The sequence below is a fragment of the Candidatus Aquicultor sp. genome, from assembly GCA_036504445.1.
Lineage (GTDB): Bacteria > Actinomycetota > Aquicultoria > Aquicultorales > Aquicultoraceae > DASXVE01.
This window is the reverse complement of the sequence record DASXVE010000025.1, coordinates 270,536-288,740: the sequence shown is the minus strand read 5'-3', so window position 1 is coordinate 288,740 and position 18,205 is coordinate 270,536. Positions and strand designations below refer to the sequence as shown.

At 48.5% G+C, this 18,205-nt stretch carries 19 protein-coding genes and 1 tRNA gene; 16 read left to right on the top strand and 4 right to left on the bottom strand.

The window, feature by feature from the left end:
• Positions 1–22: 22 nt before the first annotated feature.
• The 8 genes from VGK02_08875 to VGK02_08840 all read left to right on the top strand — a co-directional run bounded on the left by VGK02_08875 (position 23) and on the right by VGK02_08840 (position 6,523).
• Positions 23–1,183, top strand: coding sequence for a site-2 protease family protein (locus VGK02_08875; GenBank protein HEY3375159.1), 1,161 nt, complete (start codon positions 23–25; stop codon positions 1,181–1,183).
• 171 nt (positions 1,184–1,354) lie between these two features.
• Positions 1,355–1,429: transfer RNA gene (locus VGK02_08870), tRNA-Pro, on the top strand.
• Positions 1,430–1,696: 267 nt separating this feature from the next.
• Positions 1,697–2,572 (top strand): ABC transporter ATP-binding protein, encoded by an 876-nt coding sequence (locus tag VGK02_08865; protein ID HEY3375158.1) that lies wholly within the window; start codon positions 1,697–1,699, stop codon positions 2,570–2,572.
• 10 nt (positions 2,573–2,582) lie between these two features.
• Complete coding sequence (locus tag VGK02_08860) at positions 2,583–3,380, top strand: ABC transporter permease subunit (GenBank protein ID HEY3375157.1); 798 nt, start codon at positions 2,583–2,585, stop codon at positions 3,378–3,380.
• 20 nt (positions 3,381–3,400) lie between these two features.
• Positions 3,401–4,201, top strand: coding sequence for an ABC transporter permease subunit (locus VGK02_08855; protein HEY3375156.1), 801 nt, complete (start codon positions 3,401–3,403; stop codon positions 4,199–4,201).
• Positions 4,202–4,305: 104 nt separating this feature from the next.
• Positions 4,306–4,458, top strand: a complete 153-nt coding sequence (locus tag VGK02_08850; GenBank protein ID HEY3375155.1) for a hypothetical protein — start codon at positions 4,306–4,308, stop codon at positions 4,456–4,458.
• A 350-nt stretch (positions 4,459–4,808) separates the two neighbouring features.
• Positions 4,809–5,030: a DDE-type integrase/transposase/recombinase gene (locus VGK02_08845; GenBank protein ID HEY3375154.1), complete on the top strand. Its 222-nt coding sequence runs from the start codon at positions 4,809–4,811 to the stop codon at positions 5,028–5,030.
• Between the two features lie 158 nt (positions 5,031–5,188).
• Positions 5,189–6,523: a methyl-accepting chemotaxis protein gene (locus VGK02_08840; GenBank protein HEY3375153.1), complete on the top strand. Its 1,335-nt coding sequence runs from the start codon at positions 5,189–5,191 to the stop codon at positions 6,521–6,523.
• A 16-nt stretch (positions 6,524–6,539) separates the two neighbouring features.
• On the opposite strand, the gene VGK02_08835 is transcribed toward VGK02_08840, so the two are convergent.
• Complete coding sequence (locus VGK02_08835; GenBank protein ID HEY3375152.1) at positions 6,540–7,790, bottom strand: transglycosylase SLT domain-containing protein; 1,251 nt, start codon at positions 7,788–7,790, stop codon at positions 6,540–6,542.
• A 314-nt stretch (positions 7,791–8,104) separates the two neighbouring features.
• On the opposite strand from VGK02_08835, the gene VGK02_08830 reads away from it, so the two are divergent.
• Positions 8,105–9,790, top strand: coding sequence for an ATPase, T2SS/T4P/T4SS family (locus VGK02_08830; protein ID HEY3375151.1), 1,686 nt, complete (start codon positions 8,105–8,107; stop codon positions 9,788–9,790).
• 73 nt (positions 9,791–9,863) lie between these two features.
• Here VGK02_08830 and VGK02_08825 read toward each other — a convergent pair whose 3' ends face one another.
• Positions 9,864–10,355, bottom strand: a complete 492-nt coding sequence (locus VGK02_08825; protein ID HEY3375150.1) for a chemotaxis protein CheX — start codon at positions 10,353–10,355, stop codon at positions 9,864–9,866.
• Between the two features lie 198 nt (positions 10,356–10,553).
• Here VGK02_08825 and VGK02_08820 point away from each other — a divergent pair, with 198 nt between their 5' ends.
• The 4 genes from VGK02_08820 (at position 10,554) to VGK02_08805 (ending at position 12,980) form a co-directional block, all read left to right on the top strand.
• The gene (locus tag VGK02_08820; protein ID HEY3375149.1) at positions 10,554–10,895 is read left to right on the top strand and encodes an EAL domain-containing protein; all 342 of its coding nucleotides are present in this window, start codon (positions 10,554–10,556) and stop codon (positions 10,893–10,895) included.
• Positions 10,896–11,132: 237 nt separating this feature from the next.
• Positions 11,133–11,492 carry an STAS domain-containing protein gene (locus VGK02_08815; GenBank protein ID HEY3375148.1) on the top strand — a complete coding sequence of 120 codons (360 nt, stop codon included), beginning with the start codon at positions 11,133–11,135 and terminating at the stop codon, positions 11,490–11,492.
• 131 nt (positions 11,493–11,623) lie between these two features.
• Positions 11,624–11,863, top strand: a complete 240-nt coding sequence (locus tag VGK02_08810) for a hypothetical protein (GenBank protein ID HEY3375147.1) — start codon at positions 11,624–11,626, stop codon at positions 11,861–11,863.
• Positions 11,864–11,888: 25 nt separating this feature from the next.
• Positions 11,889–12,980 (top strand): GNAT family N-acetyltransferase, encoded by a 1,092-nt coding sequence (locus VGK02_08805; protein ID HEY3375146.1) that lies wholly within the window; start codon positions 11,889–11,891, stop codon positions 12,978–12,980.
• Positions 12,981–13,021: 41 nt separating this feature from the next.
• Here the strand turns inward: VGK02_08805 and VGK02_08800 are convergent, their stop codons facing one another.
• Positions 13,022–13,984 (bottom strand): GGDEF domain-containing protein, encoded by a 963-nt coding sequence (locus VGK02_08800; GenBank protein ID HEY3375145.1) that lies wholly within the window; start codon positions 13,982–13,984, stop codon positions 13,022–13,024.
• A 180-nt stretch (positions 13,985–14,164) separates the two neighbouring features.
• Here VGK02_08800 and VGK02_08795 point away from each other — a divergent pair, with 180 nt between their 5' ends.
• Positions 14,165–14,830 (top strand): type 1 glutamine amidotransferase, encoded by a 666-nt coding sequence (locus VGK02_08795; protein HEY3375144.1) that lies wholly within the window; start codon positions 14,165–14,167, stop codon positions 14,828–14,830.
• A 4-nt stretch (positions 14,831–14,834) separates the two neighbouring features.
• On the opposite strand, the gene VGK02_08790 is transcribed toward VGK02_08795, so the two are convergent.
• Positions 14,835–15,719, bottom strand: coding sequence for a BON domain-containing protein (locus tag VGK02_08790; GenBank protein HEY3375143.1), 885 nt, complete (start codon positions 15,717–15,719; stop codon positions 14,835–14,837).
• A gap of 201 nt (positions 15,720–15,920) precedes the next feature.
• Between VGK02_08790 and VGK02_08785 the strand changes: the two genes are divergently transcribed.
• Together VGK02_08785 and VGK02_08780 are read left to right on the top strand one after the other, a co-directional pair.
• Positions 15,921–17,528: a protein kinase gene (locus tag VGK02_08785; protein HEY3375142.1), complete on the top strand. Its 1,608-nt coding sequence runs from the start codon at positions 15,921–15,923 to the stop codon at positions 17,526–17,528.
• A 110-nt stretch (positions 17,529–17,638) separates the two neighbouring features.
• The gene (locus VGK02_08780; GenBank protein HEY3375141.1) at positions 17,639–18,196 is read left to right on the top strand and encodes an HNH endonuclease; all 558 of its coding nucleotides are present in this window, start codon (positions 17,639–17,641) and stop codon (positions 18,194–18,196) included.
• The last annotated feature ends 9 nt before the right edge of the window (positions 18,197–18,205 follow it).

Genomic DNA, 18,205 nt, shown 5'->3' with positions numbered 1-18,205 from the left:
CCTACAGATTGGAGGGTTCAAAATGGAAAGCGGGATACGGATAGGAAAGATTCTTGGTATAGATATCAGCTTGGATTATAGCTGGTTCGTAATATTTGCGCTCATTACATTCGGGCTCGCATTCGCGTTGTTCCCACAGCTTGCACCGGATTTGAATTCGACGACCTACGTTATACTGGGGCTTATCACCTCGGTGCTGTTTTTTGCATCGGTGCTGCTGCACGAGATCATGCACTCTCTGGTGGCAAAGCGCTATGGGATGAAGATCGAAGGAATTCGGCTCATGATCTTTGGCGGCGTCTCGCAGCTCAGCGACGAGCCGCATTCGGCGGGCGTAGAATTTAAGATGGCACTCGCAGGCCCATTGACCAGCATAATCTTAGGTGGCATATTTATGGGATTGTTCTTTATTGGCAGGCAGATGCACCTTGCAGTCATGTTTTTGGTGCCGACGTTTTGGCTCGGTTACATCAACTTACTGCTCGGCGTATTCAATCTGCTGCCGGGCTTCCCGCTCGATGGCGGGCGTGTGCTGCGCTCGGCTATCTGGCACTTTACAGGGAACCTGAAGCGGGCAACCAGCATTGCCTCGAACTTCGGTAAGGGATTATCGTACTTGATGATCTTGGTTGGTGTGTTCGGTATTGCGACGCTTAACTACAACTTGACGTGGTTCCTACTGATCGGATGGTACTTGCTGCGCGCTGCCGAAACCGGCTACCAACAGGTTATTATCGAAGAAGCGATGGAGGGGCTCAAAGTCGCCCACGCAATGACGCAAAACCCGGAAACGGTCGCCCCCGATATCAACATCGAGTCGATGGTCAAAGAGCACTTTATGCAGCACAACTGGGTTGCATACCCGGTTGTCGAGAATAATTCGGTCAAGGGCATTATTACAATAAGCAATATCAAGGGTTTGCCGCCCAGAAGTTGGGGCAGAAAACTGGTGCGCGACGTTATGATTCCAATTTCGACCGATATCGTCGCCACGCCGGATATGGAGCTGTCCGAAGCATTATCAAAGCTCGACGCCAAGGATGACCGGCGCCTGCTCGTTATGCAGGGCGGCCACTTACTCGGCATCTTAAGCCGCCTTGACGTGCGCCGGACGATCGTAAACAAGCTTCGCAAGCAAGCTGAAGAAGACGAGAGTAGAAACGATCAAAAGACAGCAGCATAGGATTATCATTCGCATGGTTCACGATATGTAACAGCAACCGCCTAGGTAGGGCGGTTGCTGTTACATCATTTCGTTGCATTTTTATTACCACATAGTTTTTCAATATTGGACTTTTATGCAGGTCAATAAACTAGCATTTCTCATAAAAAGTGCTATAATATAATTCGCACTCGGGATGTAGCGCAGCTTGGTTAGCGCGCGTCGTTCGGGACGACGAGGTCGGAGGTTCGAATCCTCTCATCCCGACAAAGACCTCAAACTTGGAAAATGGCTCCGTAGAGCCATTTTCTTGTTTTATAGAACCACCGATACTATCATTAAACGCTTTTTATATACCCCTTCCAGCAAGAAGGGGTATATTGATTTGCTATAACCGCTACCCGTTCAAACAACATGACTCTTGCAAAAAACACAAATCAGTATCAATAATGAAATGAGCTTCAAGACTCGTGGGTTGGAAAACGCTTTAGACCAACATTATGAGTAGGCTGGAAGCTGCGAATAGGAGGTTCGATGAAAGTAATCGAGACAAAAAAATTAACTAAATACTATGGTGAGTCGAGAGGCATCATCGATGTGGACCTCGTTGTCGAAGAAGGGGAGCTCTATGGTTTTATCGGGCCGAATGGCGCGGGGAAATCGACCACGATTCGCTGTCTCCTTTCGTTGATTTACCCGACCAGTGGAAGCGCCACGATATTTGGAAAAGACGTAATCGAATATGGCGCTGAAATCAAGGAAGATATCGGATATCTGCCATCCGAGGTTTTTTACTACGACAACATGAAGGTAAAAGACTTGCTGAATTATAGCGCAAGCTTCTATAAGAAAGACTCTAAAAAGAGGATACAGGAATTGGCCGAGATCATGGACCTGGACACAAGTAAGAGAATCGATGACCTTTCCTACGGCAACAAGAAAAAGGTGGGGATTGTTCAGGGATTGCTTCATGAGCCGAAACTGATAATCCTGGATGAGCCGACCGGCGGTCTCGACCCTTTGATGCAGCAGAAGTTCTTCAATCTACTAAAAGCGGAGAATGAAAGAGGGGCCACGATACTGCTCTCGTCTCACGTGCTAAGCGAAGTCCAGAGATTGTGCGACAAAGTGGCTATCATCAAAGAAGGCAGAATCGTCAACGTAGAGAAAATGAGCGATTTGGCCAAGAGCAGTTACAGCAGATTCAAGATTGAGGCGAAAGCCCCGATCGAGAAGAGTTACTTTGATGTTGCCGGGGTAACCGGATTAAAAGTAGAGAACAATTCAGCAAGCTTCGTGTTCAAAGGCGACATCAACTCCATGACAAAGCTGATTGCTGCATTGGATCTTCAGACGCTGTGGGTCGAAGAGCCGGATCTTGAAGAGATCTTTATGCACTATTACGAATAAGGACTGCGACATGAGAAACATGTTCTTGCATGAATTAAAGCAATACCGAAAATCGACAATAATCTGGACTATCTCGCTAATAGCGGTTGCTGTGTTATTTTTATCGATATATACGTCATTCACAAAAGATATCGCGGCTCTACAAAAACTCCTTGCGAGTCTTCCGGATGTTGTTAAAAAAGCCTTCGGGATAACGCTGGCCGACTTATCGATAACCGGGTTCTACTCGATGATATTGAGCTATGTGATACTGGCGGGTTCGATACAAGCGATGATTATCGGAACATCCATCGTATCTAAAGAAGAGCGCGAGAAGACAGCCGAGTTTCTTTTAGCGAAACCTGTTCGAAGGTCGCAAGTCTTAACCGCAAAGCTTTTGGCAGGGCTAACGATTCTGCTCATCACAAACGCCGTGTTCATGGGTTCGATTCCGATACTTTTGAACGCGCTCGTCGGCCAGACAATCGCTTTTAACACATTTCTACTATTGTCATTAACGCTCCTGTTTGTTCAAATATTCTTTTTAGGATTAGGATTTCTAGTGTCGGTGGCTGCTCCAAAGATAAGGTCGGTGTTATCGGTGTCTTTGTCGACGGTTTTCGCGTTCTATATTCTCGGTACGCTCGATTCGATAATCGGCAGCACCACGATACGATATTTTACGCCCTTTAAGTATTATGACCTTCTTTACATAGCAAAGCACGGTTCTTACGAAATTGGGTTCGTTTTACTGGAAGCGGTTCTTGTTATAGCGGCAGTCGTAACCAGCTATTATGTTTATCAGAATCGAGATATCCGCTCGACATAGCGGGATCACGGGAGACGTTTATGAATATCTTTTTTAGAGAACTAAGGGCACACAGAAAGTCATTGATCGCGTGGTCGGTCGGAATGTTCTTCTTAGTCCTTTCGGGCATGAGCAAATACTCGGCTTATTCCGCGTCCGGCACGTCCGCCAATGAGTTGTTCAAGCATCTGCCGAAAGCACTCCAGGCGTTGCTGGGTGTGGGTGGAGGCGTCGACTTGTCGACAGCTATCGGCTTCTACTCGGTTTTGTTCCTATACATCATAGTAATGGCATCGATTCATGCGTCTTTGCTGGGAGCGGAAATCATCTCAAAAGAAGAGCAGGATAAAACCGCCGAGTTTTTGTTCGCGAAACCGGTTTCGCGAACGCAGGTCATAACACAAAAGCTCCTTGCGTCGGTCTTCAATATTGTCGTACTTAATCTGGTAGCGCTCGTCTCGTCGATAGCCATTGTGGCTGCATTCAATAAGGGGGCATCTGCCAATACCGATATCGTTCTTCTTATGGTCGGACTGCTCTTCGTGCAACTAATATTTGCATCTATAGGAATGGCTGCCGCCGCAATATCTAAGAAACCTAAGCGCGCAGCCCCGATAGCAACCGGCTTCTTGCTGGTTACGTTCTTTCTCTCGGTATGGCTGGATATCTACAGTAAACTGCCAGGCCTCAAGTATTTGACGCCATTCCAATACTTTGTCGCCAGGAATATAATACGAGACACCTCGTTAGACCCGATTTATATCGCGCTATCAGTAGGTATTGTTGCCGTAATGCTGCTGGCTGTGTATCTCTCGTACAACAGAAGAGATCTAAGCACCTAATCCGGTGGCATATTAACCAACGTCGCCAAAACTATAGTTGTAAGCAAGCTAAAGGAATCCCTCTGCAAACATTTGCTTGCACTATTTTAGGTGGCCGGACGAGTGTGACCATACCTAAGATGAACAATGTATTTGCAATAGTTACCTACTACGTTGCCAAAAGCGATTTCAGTAGAGCCGCGAACGACAGAGAAAATATTAATAATAAATTCAAACTACGATGTGCCGATAGCTACAACGGTAAGACCGATGATTAGGCTTAGCATTTCCAAAAATTCGAAAATTGCCCAATCCGAGGAGCAATATGGCAAATAAGGGCTCTACGAGCCATTATTTTTATTTATAGAGCTTGTTATGGATACAGCTATAATAATATTAGCAATAAGCGCTTGTATTAAATATAACATATTAGTAAATTTAATAAACGGTATTTATAACAAGTATGTAAAAGTGATAGTGTGTGCGATCACTTACAAAAGGAGGCATTTATGGTATAGCCGTAGCACAGTAACATAATAAGATCAGGTTAAGGGATTGGTTGAAGGTAGTTGAGAAATCACTTATATATGCCTACTCAAAGAATCCGTATATATATCTGTCATCCTAGATGCCTTCTCACGAAAAGTCGTCGGCTGGCATAAGTCAAAGAATCGACACAGAACTCTGTGTGGCGGCGCTTATCATGGCCATAACAGCGAGAAGACCCGCAGCTGGTCTTGTGCATCACTCGGACAGAGGCGTGCAGTATGCTTCAGAGCGATACGTGCAGCTACTTAAAGAGTATGGTTTTGCTTCAGCATTTCTTATTAGACAAGCGCAAATTGCCTAGGGACAGGTTTGGATAGCCTTTCTGGCGGGTGAACTTAAGGACACGGCCGAGCAAATGCTGCCAATTACTACATAAGTTAAGTATTAAATATTAAGTATTAGAATAATTTGTCGATGGTTACATATACATATATTAACTGAATTTGTATAGGGGATGAGATGAAGTTGATTAAAGCTTACATTAACTGGTTACACGATAGGAAACTCGCGGATCTGATTACCGTTGCAATAGTCCTTATGCTCGTTCCGCCTGCCATAATTAGCATCGCTGTGATCCAAAACATCCGAACACTAGACAATGGCATTAATTACATTATTGAATTATTATTATGTTCGCTCGTTTACGCTTTGATGGTTAACATATTTACCAGGCGCATTATCATTAAGCCGATTCATGATATATGCCTGAGATTGGTGGATTCGTCTCGGAGTCTCTTGGACTCAAGCCAAGGGTTATCAAATAATACCAAAACTATGAACCAGCACACCGAACAGATCATGTCTGCAATAGGTCAAGTCGCAACGGGGGCCATGGAGCAGAGCAGGAATGCCGGAGAAGCCGTTGGTCTTGTCGAGCAAGTTGCAAGTGCAGTTTCGCAAATCGCCCAAGGCGCTCAAGCACAGGTCACGGAAGTAAATGAAATGGCGGCTGGGATGGAACAGCTGGCGGACTCAATAAATAAGGTGTCTGACAGCGCACGTGTTGTTGCGGATGTTGTTGACTCAGCATCGTCTGTTGCGGATAAAGGCACGAGTACTGTCGGGGAGACTGTATCGGGTATGCATCGGATAAAGGAAACCGTATTGAACAGCGCAAACAAGATACAGTTACTGGGGCAGAAGAGCAAGCAAATCGGCGACATCATAGAAGTTATTGATGACATTGCCGAACAAACAAATCTTTTAGCACTAAACGCGGCAATAGAAGCGGCACGAGCCGGCGAGCATGGCAAAGGGTTCTCAGTTGTTGCCGATGAGGTACGCAAACTTGCTGAGAGAAGCATCAAAGCAACCGGTGAAATCGCAGGGCTTATCAAAAGCATACAAGATGAAACGATGGATGCTGTTAAAGCGATGGAGCACGGTACGCAAGAAGTTGAGGAAGGAAGCCAGCTCGCGGCGCATGCTGGTTCTGCTATTGAAGAGATATCGAGCTCAATCAAACAAATCGTTACCCAAATCAGTACCGTATCAACCAATTGCGACCAGATGGCGGCAGCATCAGGCAAAGTAGCCAAAGCCATTGACCAGATCACCGCGATTAGCGAGGAGAACTCGGCTACGACAGAAGAAGTGGCTGCTGCTACAAACCATGTTGTAAGTGCAATAGATGTAATCGCATCATCTTCGGAAGGGTCCGCAGCTTCAGCTCAAGAGGTCTCAAGCTCGACGCAAGAGCAATCCGCGTCGATCCAAGAAATTGCGGCTCAGGTACAGTCCCTGGCAAGCATGTCTAATGAATTAGATAAGCTTGCGGAGAGCCTGAAGGTGTAAGGCCGACTGTTTACCTTTACATCCCGGCCATGCTCATAATATTTCGCACGTAGTTTCTCGTCTCGGAGTACGGCGGTATTCCTCCGTACATCATAACCGCGCCGGCGCCTGCGTTATAAGCCGCGAGAGCATAATCCCACCTATTGAACGTTTTATACTGCATGCTTAAGTAGTATGCGCCCGCCTCGAGTTGGTCGCTGGGTGAATTCTTAAAGCTCTCCAGATTATAGCCCATTGCTGTGACGTTGAACGGCATTATCTGGGTAAGACCTACCGCACTCGCTGACGATGCCGCCCTGTAGTTCCAACCTGATTCTTGCCTGATGAGCGCAAAGAACAATTTGGTTGGGATGCCGTATTTGTTCGCGGCTTGCGTAGCTATCGCCGTTAAGTCAGCCAGATTGGCGGCCTTAGCCATACCGCCTCTGCTTATGCTACCGGTAGCCAACTGGTTCTCAAGAGTGCCGATTTGACCGGCGACTACGCTTGAGCTGGCTTTAAGGCTGCTAGCGGCCTGCGCTAGCAGTTTTTTCTCTTTTTGAATCTGAGCGTACAGTTTTTGCTGATTACGTGTCTCGACGACGAGCTGTTTCTGTGCCACAATTATGCGGGATTTTTTACCGCTGATGCGTTGTTCCTCGGCAAGGAGTAATCCGCGCTGCTTGTTCACCGCATTCTTTGTAGCGGTCACCTGGGCGATCTCGCCAGAGATTTTTGCGGTGAGCTGCTTTATAGTAAAGACGTTCCTGCTATCCGACTGGGCGATCAAGCCGACAAACGTCATGCGATCCATAAGGTCGCTGAAGTTCTGTGACCCTAGAATTACCGAAACAATACTAAGGTTCTTGGTTTTATAGGCATTGATCAGCCGCTTATTGTATACCTGCCGTTTTAATACAAGCCGCGCCTGCGCATCGGCGAGTTCTGCTTCTGTTTGGTCCAGCTTCTCTTGCGTAGCTTTTAGTTCTGCGTCAATGTCATGTTTTTTCGCGATCATCGTGTTGAGCTGCGTCTGCAGGGTGTTGAGCTGTCTTTGTACGTTGACCATTTTCTGGTTGCTTGTTTGGATTTGCCGGAGAACGTGCGCTTGCCGTTTTGCGGCATTATTTTGCTTCGCTTCGGTCGCTTTTATTTGAGCGTTTAAGCTCTCTAGCTTCGCCCGCTGGTTATCCAGTTGTGAGGCGAACGCTGTAGGCGCGAGAAGTAGAAGCGTAAGTGTGGAAACTATTAAAACCCTTGTTTTATAAAGCGTGCGAAAAGCTACCATATATCTCTTTAGTTTACCAGTAATGTTGCCCTAGGTCAACTCACCAAATCGGTCTATATTGGGTTCTGTAACCTGTGAACAGGAGGCATAGTTATTACTTATCATAAAGTTTAGTAATTTTAGTCAGTAATTGCTCTGCAAGCCATTGCACTTTGAATGTTCAGCAAGAGATATCCTCGATAGCTAGTTATACCCAATTGGAGCGTCTGCTATAAACGTGGACCGGTTGCAACTTTGCAAATTACTATTAAAATAAGCCGGAACTCGTCGATATAGTGTAGTAACGAATTTGTTCCGGACAAAGAGGTAGCAATGTGACGCAGCCCTTAAAAGACCCATCGAAAAGAATAAGGCTCGGAGAGCTGTTAGTACATGCTGGTGTAATAACACAAGCGCAGCTCGAAGAGGCTCTGTTTAAGCAGAAAAAAATCGGTGGACGCCTCGGGGACGTGTTGCGTCAGCTTGGCTTTGTAAGCGAAGAAACCCTTATCGAGTTTATTGGAAAGCAACTTGGCATCCCATTTGTCGATCTCGACCAAACGAAAGCGGATGAAAAGGTTGTCCAGCTCATCCCCGAAGCGATCGCACGCAAGTACAAGATTCTCGCGATTGCTAAAGTCGATAACTTCGTTACACTGGCTACGGCCGATCCGCTTGATGTGTTTGCGATGGATGATGCGGCTAGCATCACTCGCTGCCAGCTTATCCCTGTTGTAGCTACAGAGAAGAGCATCCAAAAGGCGCTCGATAAATACTACTGGATGCAAGGCGAAAAGAACGAAGCGGCCGCCAATACTACTGAACTCAACGAGCAAGGTGTACCGGGAGGCCCCGAAAGTGACGCCGTGCGGTTTATCGATATGATACTCAAGCAAGCGTTAACGGACCATGCCAGCGATATCCATGTAGAGATGGGGGAGAAGGAACTGCGGGTTCGTATCAGGGTTGACGGCATCCTGCACCAGATAGCAACCGCGCCTAAGTCGCTTCATCCGGCAGTCGTATCCAGGCTTAAGGTGCTTTCCGATCTCGATATATCAGAGAAGCGTGCACCGCAAGACGGCCGGTTCGGCTTCAAGGCCGGCGGCCATAGAATCGACCTTCGAGTCTCGACGGTCCCTACGGTCTTCGGCGAGAAGGTTGTTCTACGTTTGCTCGAGAAAAAGGCGGTCTGTGTCGACGAGGAACGGCTCGGTTTTGATAAGCAAGACCTGCATAAGTACCGCCGGATGATCAACGCCTCGTACGGCATGATTCTCGTTGCCGGCCCGACGGGTAGCGGTAAGACGACGACGCTGTATACGGCATTAAACACCCTGTCGACGGTTGAGAAAAATATTATTACGATTGAGGACCCAGTCGAGTATACGTTTGATATGATCAACCAGATTCAGGTTAATCCGAAAGCCGGTGTTACGTTTGCAACCGGCTTGCGCTCGGTGCTTCGCCAGGACCCCGACGTTATCATGGTTGGCGAGATTCGAGATGAGGAAACAGCCGAGATCGCTATCCATTCCGCGCTCTCAGGTCACCTGGTTTTGTCAACGATTCACACAAACGATGCGCCCTCAACCCCGGCGCGCTTTATCGAAATGGGCATTCAGCCGTTTCTTGCTGCAACCGCGATTCTTGGAATCATTTCACAGCGCTTAGTCCGTCTGCTATGTCCGGCATGTAAAGAGCCGTACGCTCCGGTGCCCGAACTCTTAGCGGATTTAGGGTTGCCTACCGATAGCAATATTAATTTTTACAAACCGCGGGGTTGTAGCGAATGCCGTGGCGTAGGCTATAAGGGTCGAGAAGCGATTTTCGAAATCCTTGAAGTCAACGATGAGATAAAAGAGCTTATCATGCAGCGGGCAGCCACCGCTAAAATCCGTGAGATCGCTGTCAAACAAGGTTTCAGGACACTTCGCGACGCTGGAATTGCAAAAGTTATCCAGGGGAAAACCTCGCTCGAAGCGGTTATGAAGGTCACGCAAGACAGCAGTGCTTCCTAACTTCTTAATACTTGTTAACTGCTAATTAAATTTGCTTACACCAATTACACGATTATTATGCCGACGTGATGTATTACACAGCCACCGTTTGAGGCGGCATTGCATGCTCTTCGAGTGCAATCGTCACATCGATGTTGCCGGTTTCGGTAACGAAGGAGATGTGGAAGCAACCGAGCTTAAGGACGGAGATAAAGATGTTCTTGCCTGCTATGAGGCTCGGCGGTGTTAAGGCGACATCGGCGTGTTGCTGGTCGAACTGCGAGATACCCATGCCGGATACCATATTTCCAAGCTCGCAGAGGGCGCTTTGCGCATTACGATCGAGCCCTTGAATAGGATGGGCGAGCATCATCGAAGCAATGCTTTTAGCGGTCGCGGCCGACATACCGTAAATAATCTGACCTCTTACCGCACCGGTAACCCCGACTAAGATATTAATCTCTTGAGTAGTACCTTGTGTAGCCGTAGTTGATGGCGGGCCTTGTTTAACCGGTATGCCCAGCTCCATATTAAGAAAATCGTATGCTGCCCGGACAAATGGCTTTGCTAACTCAATATTAACCATAATCGCCTCTCCTCTTATATCTTTCTTTTATTTCGGCTTATTTCGACCAACAATCAAGCATAATCTCTTACGATTTGCAGAAAGGCGCTACAAAAACCGCATACCGATACCTAGGAATTAGATATAAAAACAGAATAATGCCACATACTGCGATATTTTCTTTTTGCCCCGTATTTGTTTCGATATTTAGCCTATCTTATGGCGTGCCGTCAGAATAAGGAATGGCAAGACGCCGGTTTCGAACCATTTAGAGTATCGGTCAATCTGTCAGCACGTCAATTTAGCCAGCAGTATCTGACCGATATGGTTGAGCGCACATTGTTGGAAGACCCAAACGATGCCGCCATTGTTACGGCGATTATTGCGATGGTGCAAAACCTCTCGTTAAAGGTAACATCTGAAGGGGTAGAAACTGCGGAACAACTCGAGTTCTTGCGTTCTCTTAAATGTGACGAGATACAGGGCTATATCTTCAGCCGACCCCTTCCGGCAGACAAACTCACTAAGCTACTGGCCCAAGGCATGCGATTCTGCGCATAGCTTTAAAAATGCTTGCAATTGCGCTATTATCACCCTTAAGGAGTGATGTTTACCAGCACTATTTTTGGATTAACTTTTCACCTTTAGTGTGGCGTTTACCAGGCCTTGTTTTTGGTTCTGCTCGGCCGTACTACAATCAGTCCTAAAAATATTAACAAAGCGCGTTTCAAAGTGTGTAAACCGGGGTATAAACAAGGACCGTAGCACTTTTCGCAGTCGCTTTTGATGGTGGTGTGAATGCTCGAAATCAACTTACGCAAGAATGACCGCTTAGATATGCAGGTTTTAGCTTTTGCCGGTGAGCTTGACCTCTCAGAGAAGGAGAGGGTGAGGGATTATTTACAAGGAGTACTTGCCGATAATCCCAAAGGTCTTATCGTCGATGTTACCGAGATAACATTCATGGATAGCTCAGGTATCGGCCTTTTCCTGTCATGTTATGCGCAGTTTAAGGATGCGGATATCCGCATGGCGGTCTTACTAAGCGACAATAATTACCTCATGCAGAAATTCCGTCACCTGGGCATATTCGGTGAGTCCGGTATTGCGATGTATGCCAGCCGCGCAGAAGCTGAAGCCGCGGTTCTTCAGCCATAAAGGGTTAGCCTTCTCATATAGTATTAGTATTCCAACAATTGCCATATCTGTGCCAATGCGCTTATAATGATAAGGACAGATAAGCATATAATAGCAGCTGTCGCTACTATGGCAATCACAGGAGGCGCTATATGGGAAAAGAAAACTATCTTCGCGTTCCAATTACTATGCCGGAAGAGATGTTCGCGTACCTCGAATCGGTGAGTATAAAATCCAAGGTATCAGGCGGTAGAAAACTCGCTAATACCGCGATTGTGCGGGCATGTGTTATGGCTATGATGGACCTCGATGTCGACGTGCATGGCGTAAAAGACGAGGACGAGTTAAAAGAGAGAATTATTAAAGCACAGATAATCGCCAGCGCCAAATAATCGCCGCACTTCATGGAGGTAATGCTTGCTAGCAGTAGATGTAGTAACAGGTCTGGATAAGTTTAAGGCTCTTAGAAACGAGTGGAACCACATAGCCCGAAGCCCCGGACATTCCATCTTTCAGACATGGGAGTGGTCGTGGCATTGGTGGAATGCAAACCGGCGCGGCAAGAAACTATGGCTTCTTACTGCTCGCGATGACGGTGCGCTCATAGGCATAGCGCCGCTTTATCTATCATCCTCCTATCTGGGAATACCGATTAAAACCCTTGCCTTGATAGGCACCAACGGCGCAGATTACCTCGATTTTATTATTGAGAACCGCCGCCCCGACGTTATAGCAGCACTCAACGAATTTCTACTCGACGCTGCAGGCTGGGATGCAATCGATTTGCATCAGATGCCCTCCGATGATCTTGCCAGTACTATGGAATCTCGAGTGCGTGCTGCCGGGTATTCCTGCCAGCGGATGGAGCACGACCCCACATACAGCCTTGAGCTTCCCGAGAGTTGGGACGATTACTTGGCATGTTTGAGCAAGAAGTTCCGCTCGAATGTGCAGTACTACGGTCGCCGCCTTGCGCGTGATTACGAAGTCACATTTCGCCTGAGCGAGCCCGAAGCGGTCGTAGATGATATGAGCACATTTCTTAAGCTTCACCGGAAGCGCTTTGTTAGCAAGAAAAAACCCGGTGCATATATGAGCCCCAAATTTAGAAAATTTCATACCGAAGTTGCGACGGCGCTCTGCGAGAGCAACTGTCTGCGCCTCTATGTAATGGAACTCAACGGCATCGCGATCGCAACTCTTTATGGATTTTCGTTCAATGACACTTTTTATTATTACCTCGGCGGCTTCGAGCCCGAGTTGGGGGCGATGAGCGTATCCACGGTTCTCATTGCAAAGGCGATGGAAGACGCAATTGCCGCCGGTTGCAAGCGGTTTGATTTCTTACGCGGGCATGAGCCATATAAGAAAAAATGGCTCGCCGGGGAAACCCACAATACCAGGCTGATCGTAGGACGTCCGGGCGCGCGAGCAGGCCTCGTGCAAAAGATGCTTTCGCTTGAAAACGATATTGCACGCAAAGCAAAAGATAAGCTTGCCCAAAATTAATAAGCCCGCTCGCGGTTCCAGTAAAGCCGTTAATTGCTCGTCTACTTCCACATAACAATATCGCTGCCGGACTTCTTGGCTTCATCGAGCGCTTCATCGGCAAGACTGATTATCCCGTCGGCGGTTTCGGCGTCTTTCGGATATGTCGCAAGCCCCGCGCTCACGGTTACCGCGGTCTTAAGAATCCCGCGCACTTCAGCCAAGTGCCTGGTCTCGGTTTTAACCACTTTTCGCAGGCGTTCTGCGACCTTTCGTGCCTGCTTTTTCGGTGTCTCGGGGAGTAAAATAGCGAATTCATCCGTGCTATAGCGTACTGGTATATCGACATTTCGTATCACGTGCGATATAACCTCCGCCATCGATTGAATGAGACTATTGCTCTCGTCATGTCCGTAGATCTCGGCATAGTCGGAAAAACCATCGATATCCACCAGAATGAGCGTACATTGATGCCTGTATCGTCTCGACCGCTTCAATTCCCCACCAATCGCTTGTTTAAAGGATTCATAATTTAAGAATCCGGTTAGCTTATCGTAACGTGCCAGGTACTTAAGCTCGGCTTTGTACATAGCGATATAGCTGTCGGTAATTGTCGACGTAAGTTTGCTGAGCGGCCGGTTTATTCTCTGCTCAAGTTCGTAAAAATCAGGGGCAGTGACGTTCTTCTGGCAGAACTGCCAGATGATATCTCTCAAAAGCTCTTGCTCGTAAAGCACCTCAGATGCTTTGTAGTTGTACTGGCGACGGTTTTTTCCCAGCTCGGTCGCGACATTATTGATGATGCCGTCCGGTTCAAAATCGGTGATGCGCCCGGGGTTTTCGATAACTTTTGATATACCTCTAAGAAGCGTCGGCAAGTTATCAATCAATTGCGTCTCCGGAAGCCGCTTCCAGCTATAATCACCGTCACGACCGGCAAGCTGTTCCATCCAGCTCTCGACTATCATCCAAATATTGTCCCGGAATTCCTCCGCTGCGGTATTCATCGTTGTGATGGATTCCATGTTAAACTTCAAATCATGCAAGCAAACCTTCTCTCTCTAGGTAGGCAAGTAGCCCAGCTTTTTATACCCACTTTCCCGGGACAAAAAACCGGCGTGTATGGGTTGGGTGTACCTGAAAGGCCGCAAGTCGGCTTGTCACAGATGGGGTGAAGAAGTATAATTCTCCAAACTGGAGGGACGATGAACAGACGTATCTTAATACTTGAGAATGACGATGTACCCGAGGAACAAAACCTATCTGCGGTAATGCAGCGGCTTATCGAGGAAAGAATAGACAGCATTGTATTTGAGCCCGGCACAGGGTTCGCCCGGCCGATACCGGGTGAAGTATGCGGCGTGATTGTAGGGGGCGGGCTGCCATCGGTAAATGATGCAAGGCCTTGGATCGCCGAGGAAACCGCCTTTGTTAGGAGTGCCGCAACCGCCGCTCTACCCGTTCTTGGGATTTGTTTCGGTCATCAGCTTATAGGTAAGGCATTTGGAGCTGAGGTTGCGCGCGGCGAGAAGCACATCGGTTTTGCTAAAATCGAGCAGGTGAGAAGCAATCCTTTATTCCGTGGGCTTCCCGAATGCTGGCGGTCGCCCGCTTACCATCAGGACTGTGTTATGGCTGTTCCGCATGGCTTTTCGCTCATCGCGACATCGGATTACTGTGCGGTTCAGGCCATGGTGCACGATGAACTGCCGATATGGTCGGTGCAGTTTCACCCCGAGATTCGGTTTGGCATCAACGCGTATTTCGCCGACCCCGTTGCCGCCTGGGACGACAAAGACGCATTTGAAAACGCGCCTAATATCGCCCTCATCGAGAACTTCATCGATGTGTGTACGAAGCATCGGGAATAGAGCGCTATCCGGCTTTCGGCTCGATATGAAACCCGATGGCCAGATCGTTTTGTACGGTGCGTACGCCCGGTACCGCCTCGGCGATCTCTCGAGCCCGGCCGCGCTGCTTGATTGTATCGACGGTGCCGTCCAGGTGAACCACACCATCCAGAACGGATACGCGCGCGTCCCGCATGTTGATGTGGCTAATTTCGAGCGCTTTTAGCACTTCGTTTTCGATCGCCTGGTCGATATCGTTTGTTGCTGTGCCGGCAGTTATGTCATTAATAACTTTTACAGCGCCCGGCATGCTTTTTGCTATCGCACCGGCGCGCGCTTTCTGTTCCATCGTGCTCACATTACCGTCAAGCACCACCGTGCCGTCTTTTACCTTAACATCGATAAACTCGGCCTGAAGCGGCATCTCGTGGTGTAAGCCCTGTACAACCTCATTGTGTAGGTCGACATCCGTAATAGGGACGCTCGTCTTAATGCGTACTTCGGATACCACGTCTTTTACGCCGGCCGCATGGGCGACAATGTCGGCCGCTTTCGAGATTTCAGCCACGCTCTCGCTTTGGCCGCGCAAGTACGCCACCCCGTTGACAACCCGTTCTACACCTACATCGTGGGCGAGATCCGGATTTTCCGCCAGGGCTTGCCGGGCGGCGGCGAGCACGTCTGGGTCTTCGATCACCTGATTTGCCTCAATGGCGATATCGCTGTCCAGCTGTACCGGGCCGAATGAGCGTGAAATCTCTTCTGCGGCCTCCCGCTCTTCTAACGTATCGACGACACCGCTTAAACGCACATGCCGCTCATTCACCTCAACCTTAATAGGGTTATTAACGCGCGGATCGAGCGCAAGCCTCTCTTCAATCTCTTCCTGCAAAAAGGATCTTTCTTGCATTCTCCACCTCCAACTCGGGCTTATCACATGGGTTTATTCCCGAACGGGCGGCGTTGTATCAAGAATGTTACATCAACGCGTTCCACTCGGGGGTAGGTAAGTGTAAAATGGTTTAAGTGTTCAAGGAGGCGGTTCAGCCGCCCCCATCATTGTTCTTGGTGGCATAGCACCGCAGCAGAAGACGAAGCGATAAAGGACGACATGCAAGGACAAATAATAAAAGGCCGCTATAAGATCGATACGGTGATCGGTCGTGGTGGAATGGCGTACGTGTATAAAGCGTTCGATGCGGTTCTGCAACGCCCTGTGGCCGTGAAAATATTGCATAATCAGTTTACGACGAACGCTCACTTCATCGAGCGTTTCAGGCGGGAAGCCTATAGCGCCGCAAGCCTCATCCATCCCAACATCACGACAATCTATGATACCGGTAATACTGAAACATCATATTATATCGTGATGGAATTCGTGAAGGGTAAGACACTCAAGCAAATCATCGACGAGCGGGCGCCCCTGACGGTTCACGAGGCCGTGCATATCGTCAAGCAGGTAACGGAAGCGCTGGCGATAGCGCATAGCAGGCGAATTATCCACCGCGACATCAAGCCGCAAAACATCCTGATTTCGGAAGATGGCATGGTTAAAGTCACCGACTTTGGTATTGCCCGGGCGCTGATGATGCCGGGCTTAACGCAGACCGGCAAAGTATTGGGGACGGCGCGGTATCTTTCTCCCGAGCAGGCGAGAGGCCTGCAAGCCGACCACCGCTCAGACATGTACTCGCTCGGGGTCATCCTCTTTGAGATGGTAACCGGGCAAGCCCTGTTTGAAGGCTCATCATCGGTTGAGGTTGCGGGCAAGCATATTTCGGAAACACCACCGCACCCATGCAGCATCAATCCGCATATTCCATTTACGCTTGAAGTTATTATCGAGCGCCTGCTTCGAAAAGACCCGGATGAACGGTACCAGGATATTAACAAGCTGCTTGACGATCTCTCGTACTGGGATTCGCCTGAGAAGCTCGATCTTATGGCGACAATGCCGCCCCAGTCGCGCAGTGAAAAAATTAGAGAGCGCAAACGACGGGTCATTGAAATCACACCGGAGTGGGGCGAAGAGCCGATTCCGTTAACCCGGCGCGAGCGGCACGACCTGGAGCGCTCGAATCGGCGCAGTGAGCAATCAAAGCGGCGAGGCGCGCGCAAGAAAAAGCTTACGCCTTTTGCGAAAACGCTCATCGCGGTGAGCGTTATCGGCTGTATCGGTTTTGGGCTGCGCGCTCTGGAAAATGTGGCAATTGAACCGGAGGATATGATCAAGCAGGATGTAAGCGCTGTAGCCGTAGTGCCGACAACGGCCGTTCAGGGTGAAAAGCTCGGCGTACTCAACCCCGTTGAGGTAACCGATTACGATCCCAACGGCAACGGCGACGAAAACCCGTCGCAGCTGGCGAATATCTTCGATGGCAATCCCACAACCGCATGGTCGACTGAAAGCTATAAATCGGCATCGTTTAACAATCAAAAAGGCGGCACTGGGGTATATATTGATTACGGCGCTATCGTTAGCCTAAAAGAGTTGGATATACGCTCATCAGGCCATTGGGCCGGCGAGATTAAAGGATCAAACGATATCCTAGCCTGGGATACGATCAAACAGTTCGATAATGCGGAAAGCAACATGAAGCTAACAATCAAAGCTAAGAATTACCGGTACTACCTCATTTGGATTAATCAGCTCGCAAAAACAGGCGGCACTTACAGATGTAAGATTTATGAAGTGCAGGCAATCGGCTCTCTTGACTAGGGAATGTACGTAAGCAAGCTAAGGATATTGCGAAGATTTAGTGCGTTTACCGAAGTGCTAATATTGCATATTCTGGTATAATATATATAGCATTAAACCCTGGTGGCCGGATGGCCGTGGTAAGTATGACTCAGACGTTAATTTTAAACGCAAGCACCGAGCCTCTCACATTTGTACCGGTAACGCGGGCGCTCATCCTTGTGCTCAAGGAGAAGGCGGAGATTGTCGAGACGCATGTAAGCAAGCGTATACGAACCGAGAAACAGGAGTATCCGTATCCTCTTGTCATCCGTCTGGTGCATTATGTGGAAATCCCGCGACGGTTTCGCTCTGTCGTCAGCAACGCTGTTCTATTCGCGCGCGATAACTATGCCTGCCAGTATTGCGGCAGGCACAAGCGTGACTTGAAGAAGAAAGAGCGTCTGACGAGAGAGCATGTTAAGCCTGTGTCGAAAGGTGGTGCCGACACGTGGGATAACGTTACGACCGCGTGCTCGACTTGCAACCACAAAAAGGGCGACAAACTGCCGTACGAGGTTCGGATGTATCCGAAAACGACACCATTCGAGCCGCGCTATATCGCTCTGGTTTTGCTAAGCGAGTCTATGCACGAGCAGCAGCGCCCCTATATCGAACCGTTCTTGGACGCGGCGCTTCGGACCGACTGAAGACGGTGG

Coding starts and splice junctions, on each gene's coding strand:
- VGK02_08875 (HEY3375159.1), top strand. CDS start 23: ATGGAAAGCGGGATACGGATAGGAAAGATTCTTGGTATAGATATCAGC.
- VGK02_08865 (HEY3375158.1), top strand. CDS start 1,697: ATGAAAGTAATCGAGACAAAAAAATTAACTAAATACTATGGTGAGTCG.
- VGK02_08860 (HEY3375157.1), top strand. CDS start 2,583: ATGAGAAACATGTTCTTGCATGAATTAAAGCAATACCGAAAATCGACA.
- VGK02_08855 (HEY3375156.1), top strand. CDS start 3,401: ATGAATATCTTTTTTAGAGAACTAAGGGCACACAGAAAGTCATTGATC.
- VGK02_08845 (HEY3375154.1), top strand. CDS start 4,809: ATGCCTTCTCACGAAAAGTCGTCGGCTGGCATAAGTCAAAGAATCGAC.
- VGK02_08840 (HEY3375153.1), top strand. CDS start 5,189: ATGAAGTTGATTAAAGCTTACATTAACTGGTTACACGATAGGAAACTC.
- VGK02_08835 (HEY3375152.1), bottom strand. CDS start 7,790: ATGGTAGCTTTTCGCACGCTTTATAAAACAAGGGTTTTAATAGTTTCC.
- VGK02_08825 (HEY3375150.1), bottom strand. CDS start 10,355: ATGGTTAATATTGAGTTAGCAAAGCCATTTGTCCGGGCAGCATACGAT.
- VGK02_08820 (HEY3375149.1), top strand. CDS start 10,554: ATGGCGTGCCGTCAGAATAAGGAATGGCAAGACGCCGGTTTCGAACCA.
- VGK02_08815 (HEY3375148.1), top strand. CDS start 11,133: ATGCTCGAAATCAACTTACGCAAGAATGACCGCTTAGATATGCAGGTT.
- VGK02_08810 (HEY3375147.1), top strand. CDS start 11,624: ATGGGAAAAGAAAACTATCTTCGCGTTCCAATTACTATGCCGGAAGAG.
- VGK02_08800 (HEY3375145.1), bottom strand. CDS start 13,984: ATGGAATCCATCACAACGATGAATACCGCAGCGGAGGAATTCCGGGAC.
- VGK02_08795 (HEY3375144.1), top strand. CDS start 14,165: ATGAACAGACGTATCTTAATACTTGAGAATGACGATGTACCCGAGGAA.
- VGK02_08790 (HEY3375143.1), bottom strand. CDS start 15,719: ATGCAAGAAAGATCCTTTTTGCAGGAAGAGATTGAAGAGAGGCTTGCG.
- VGK02_08785 (HEY3375142.1), top strand. CDS start 15,921: ATGCAAGGACAAATAATAAAAGGCCGCTATAAGATCGATACGGTGATC.
- VGK02_08780 (HEY3375141.1), top strand. CDS start 17,639: ATGGCCGTGGTAAGTATGACTCAGACGTTAATTTTAAACGCAAGCACC.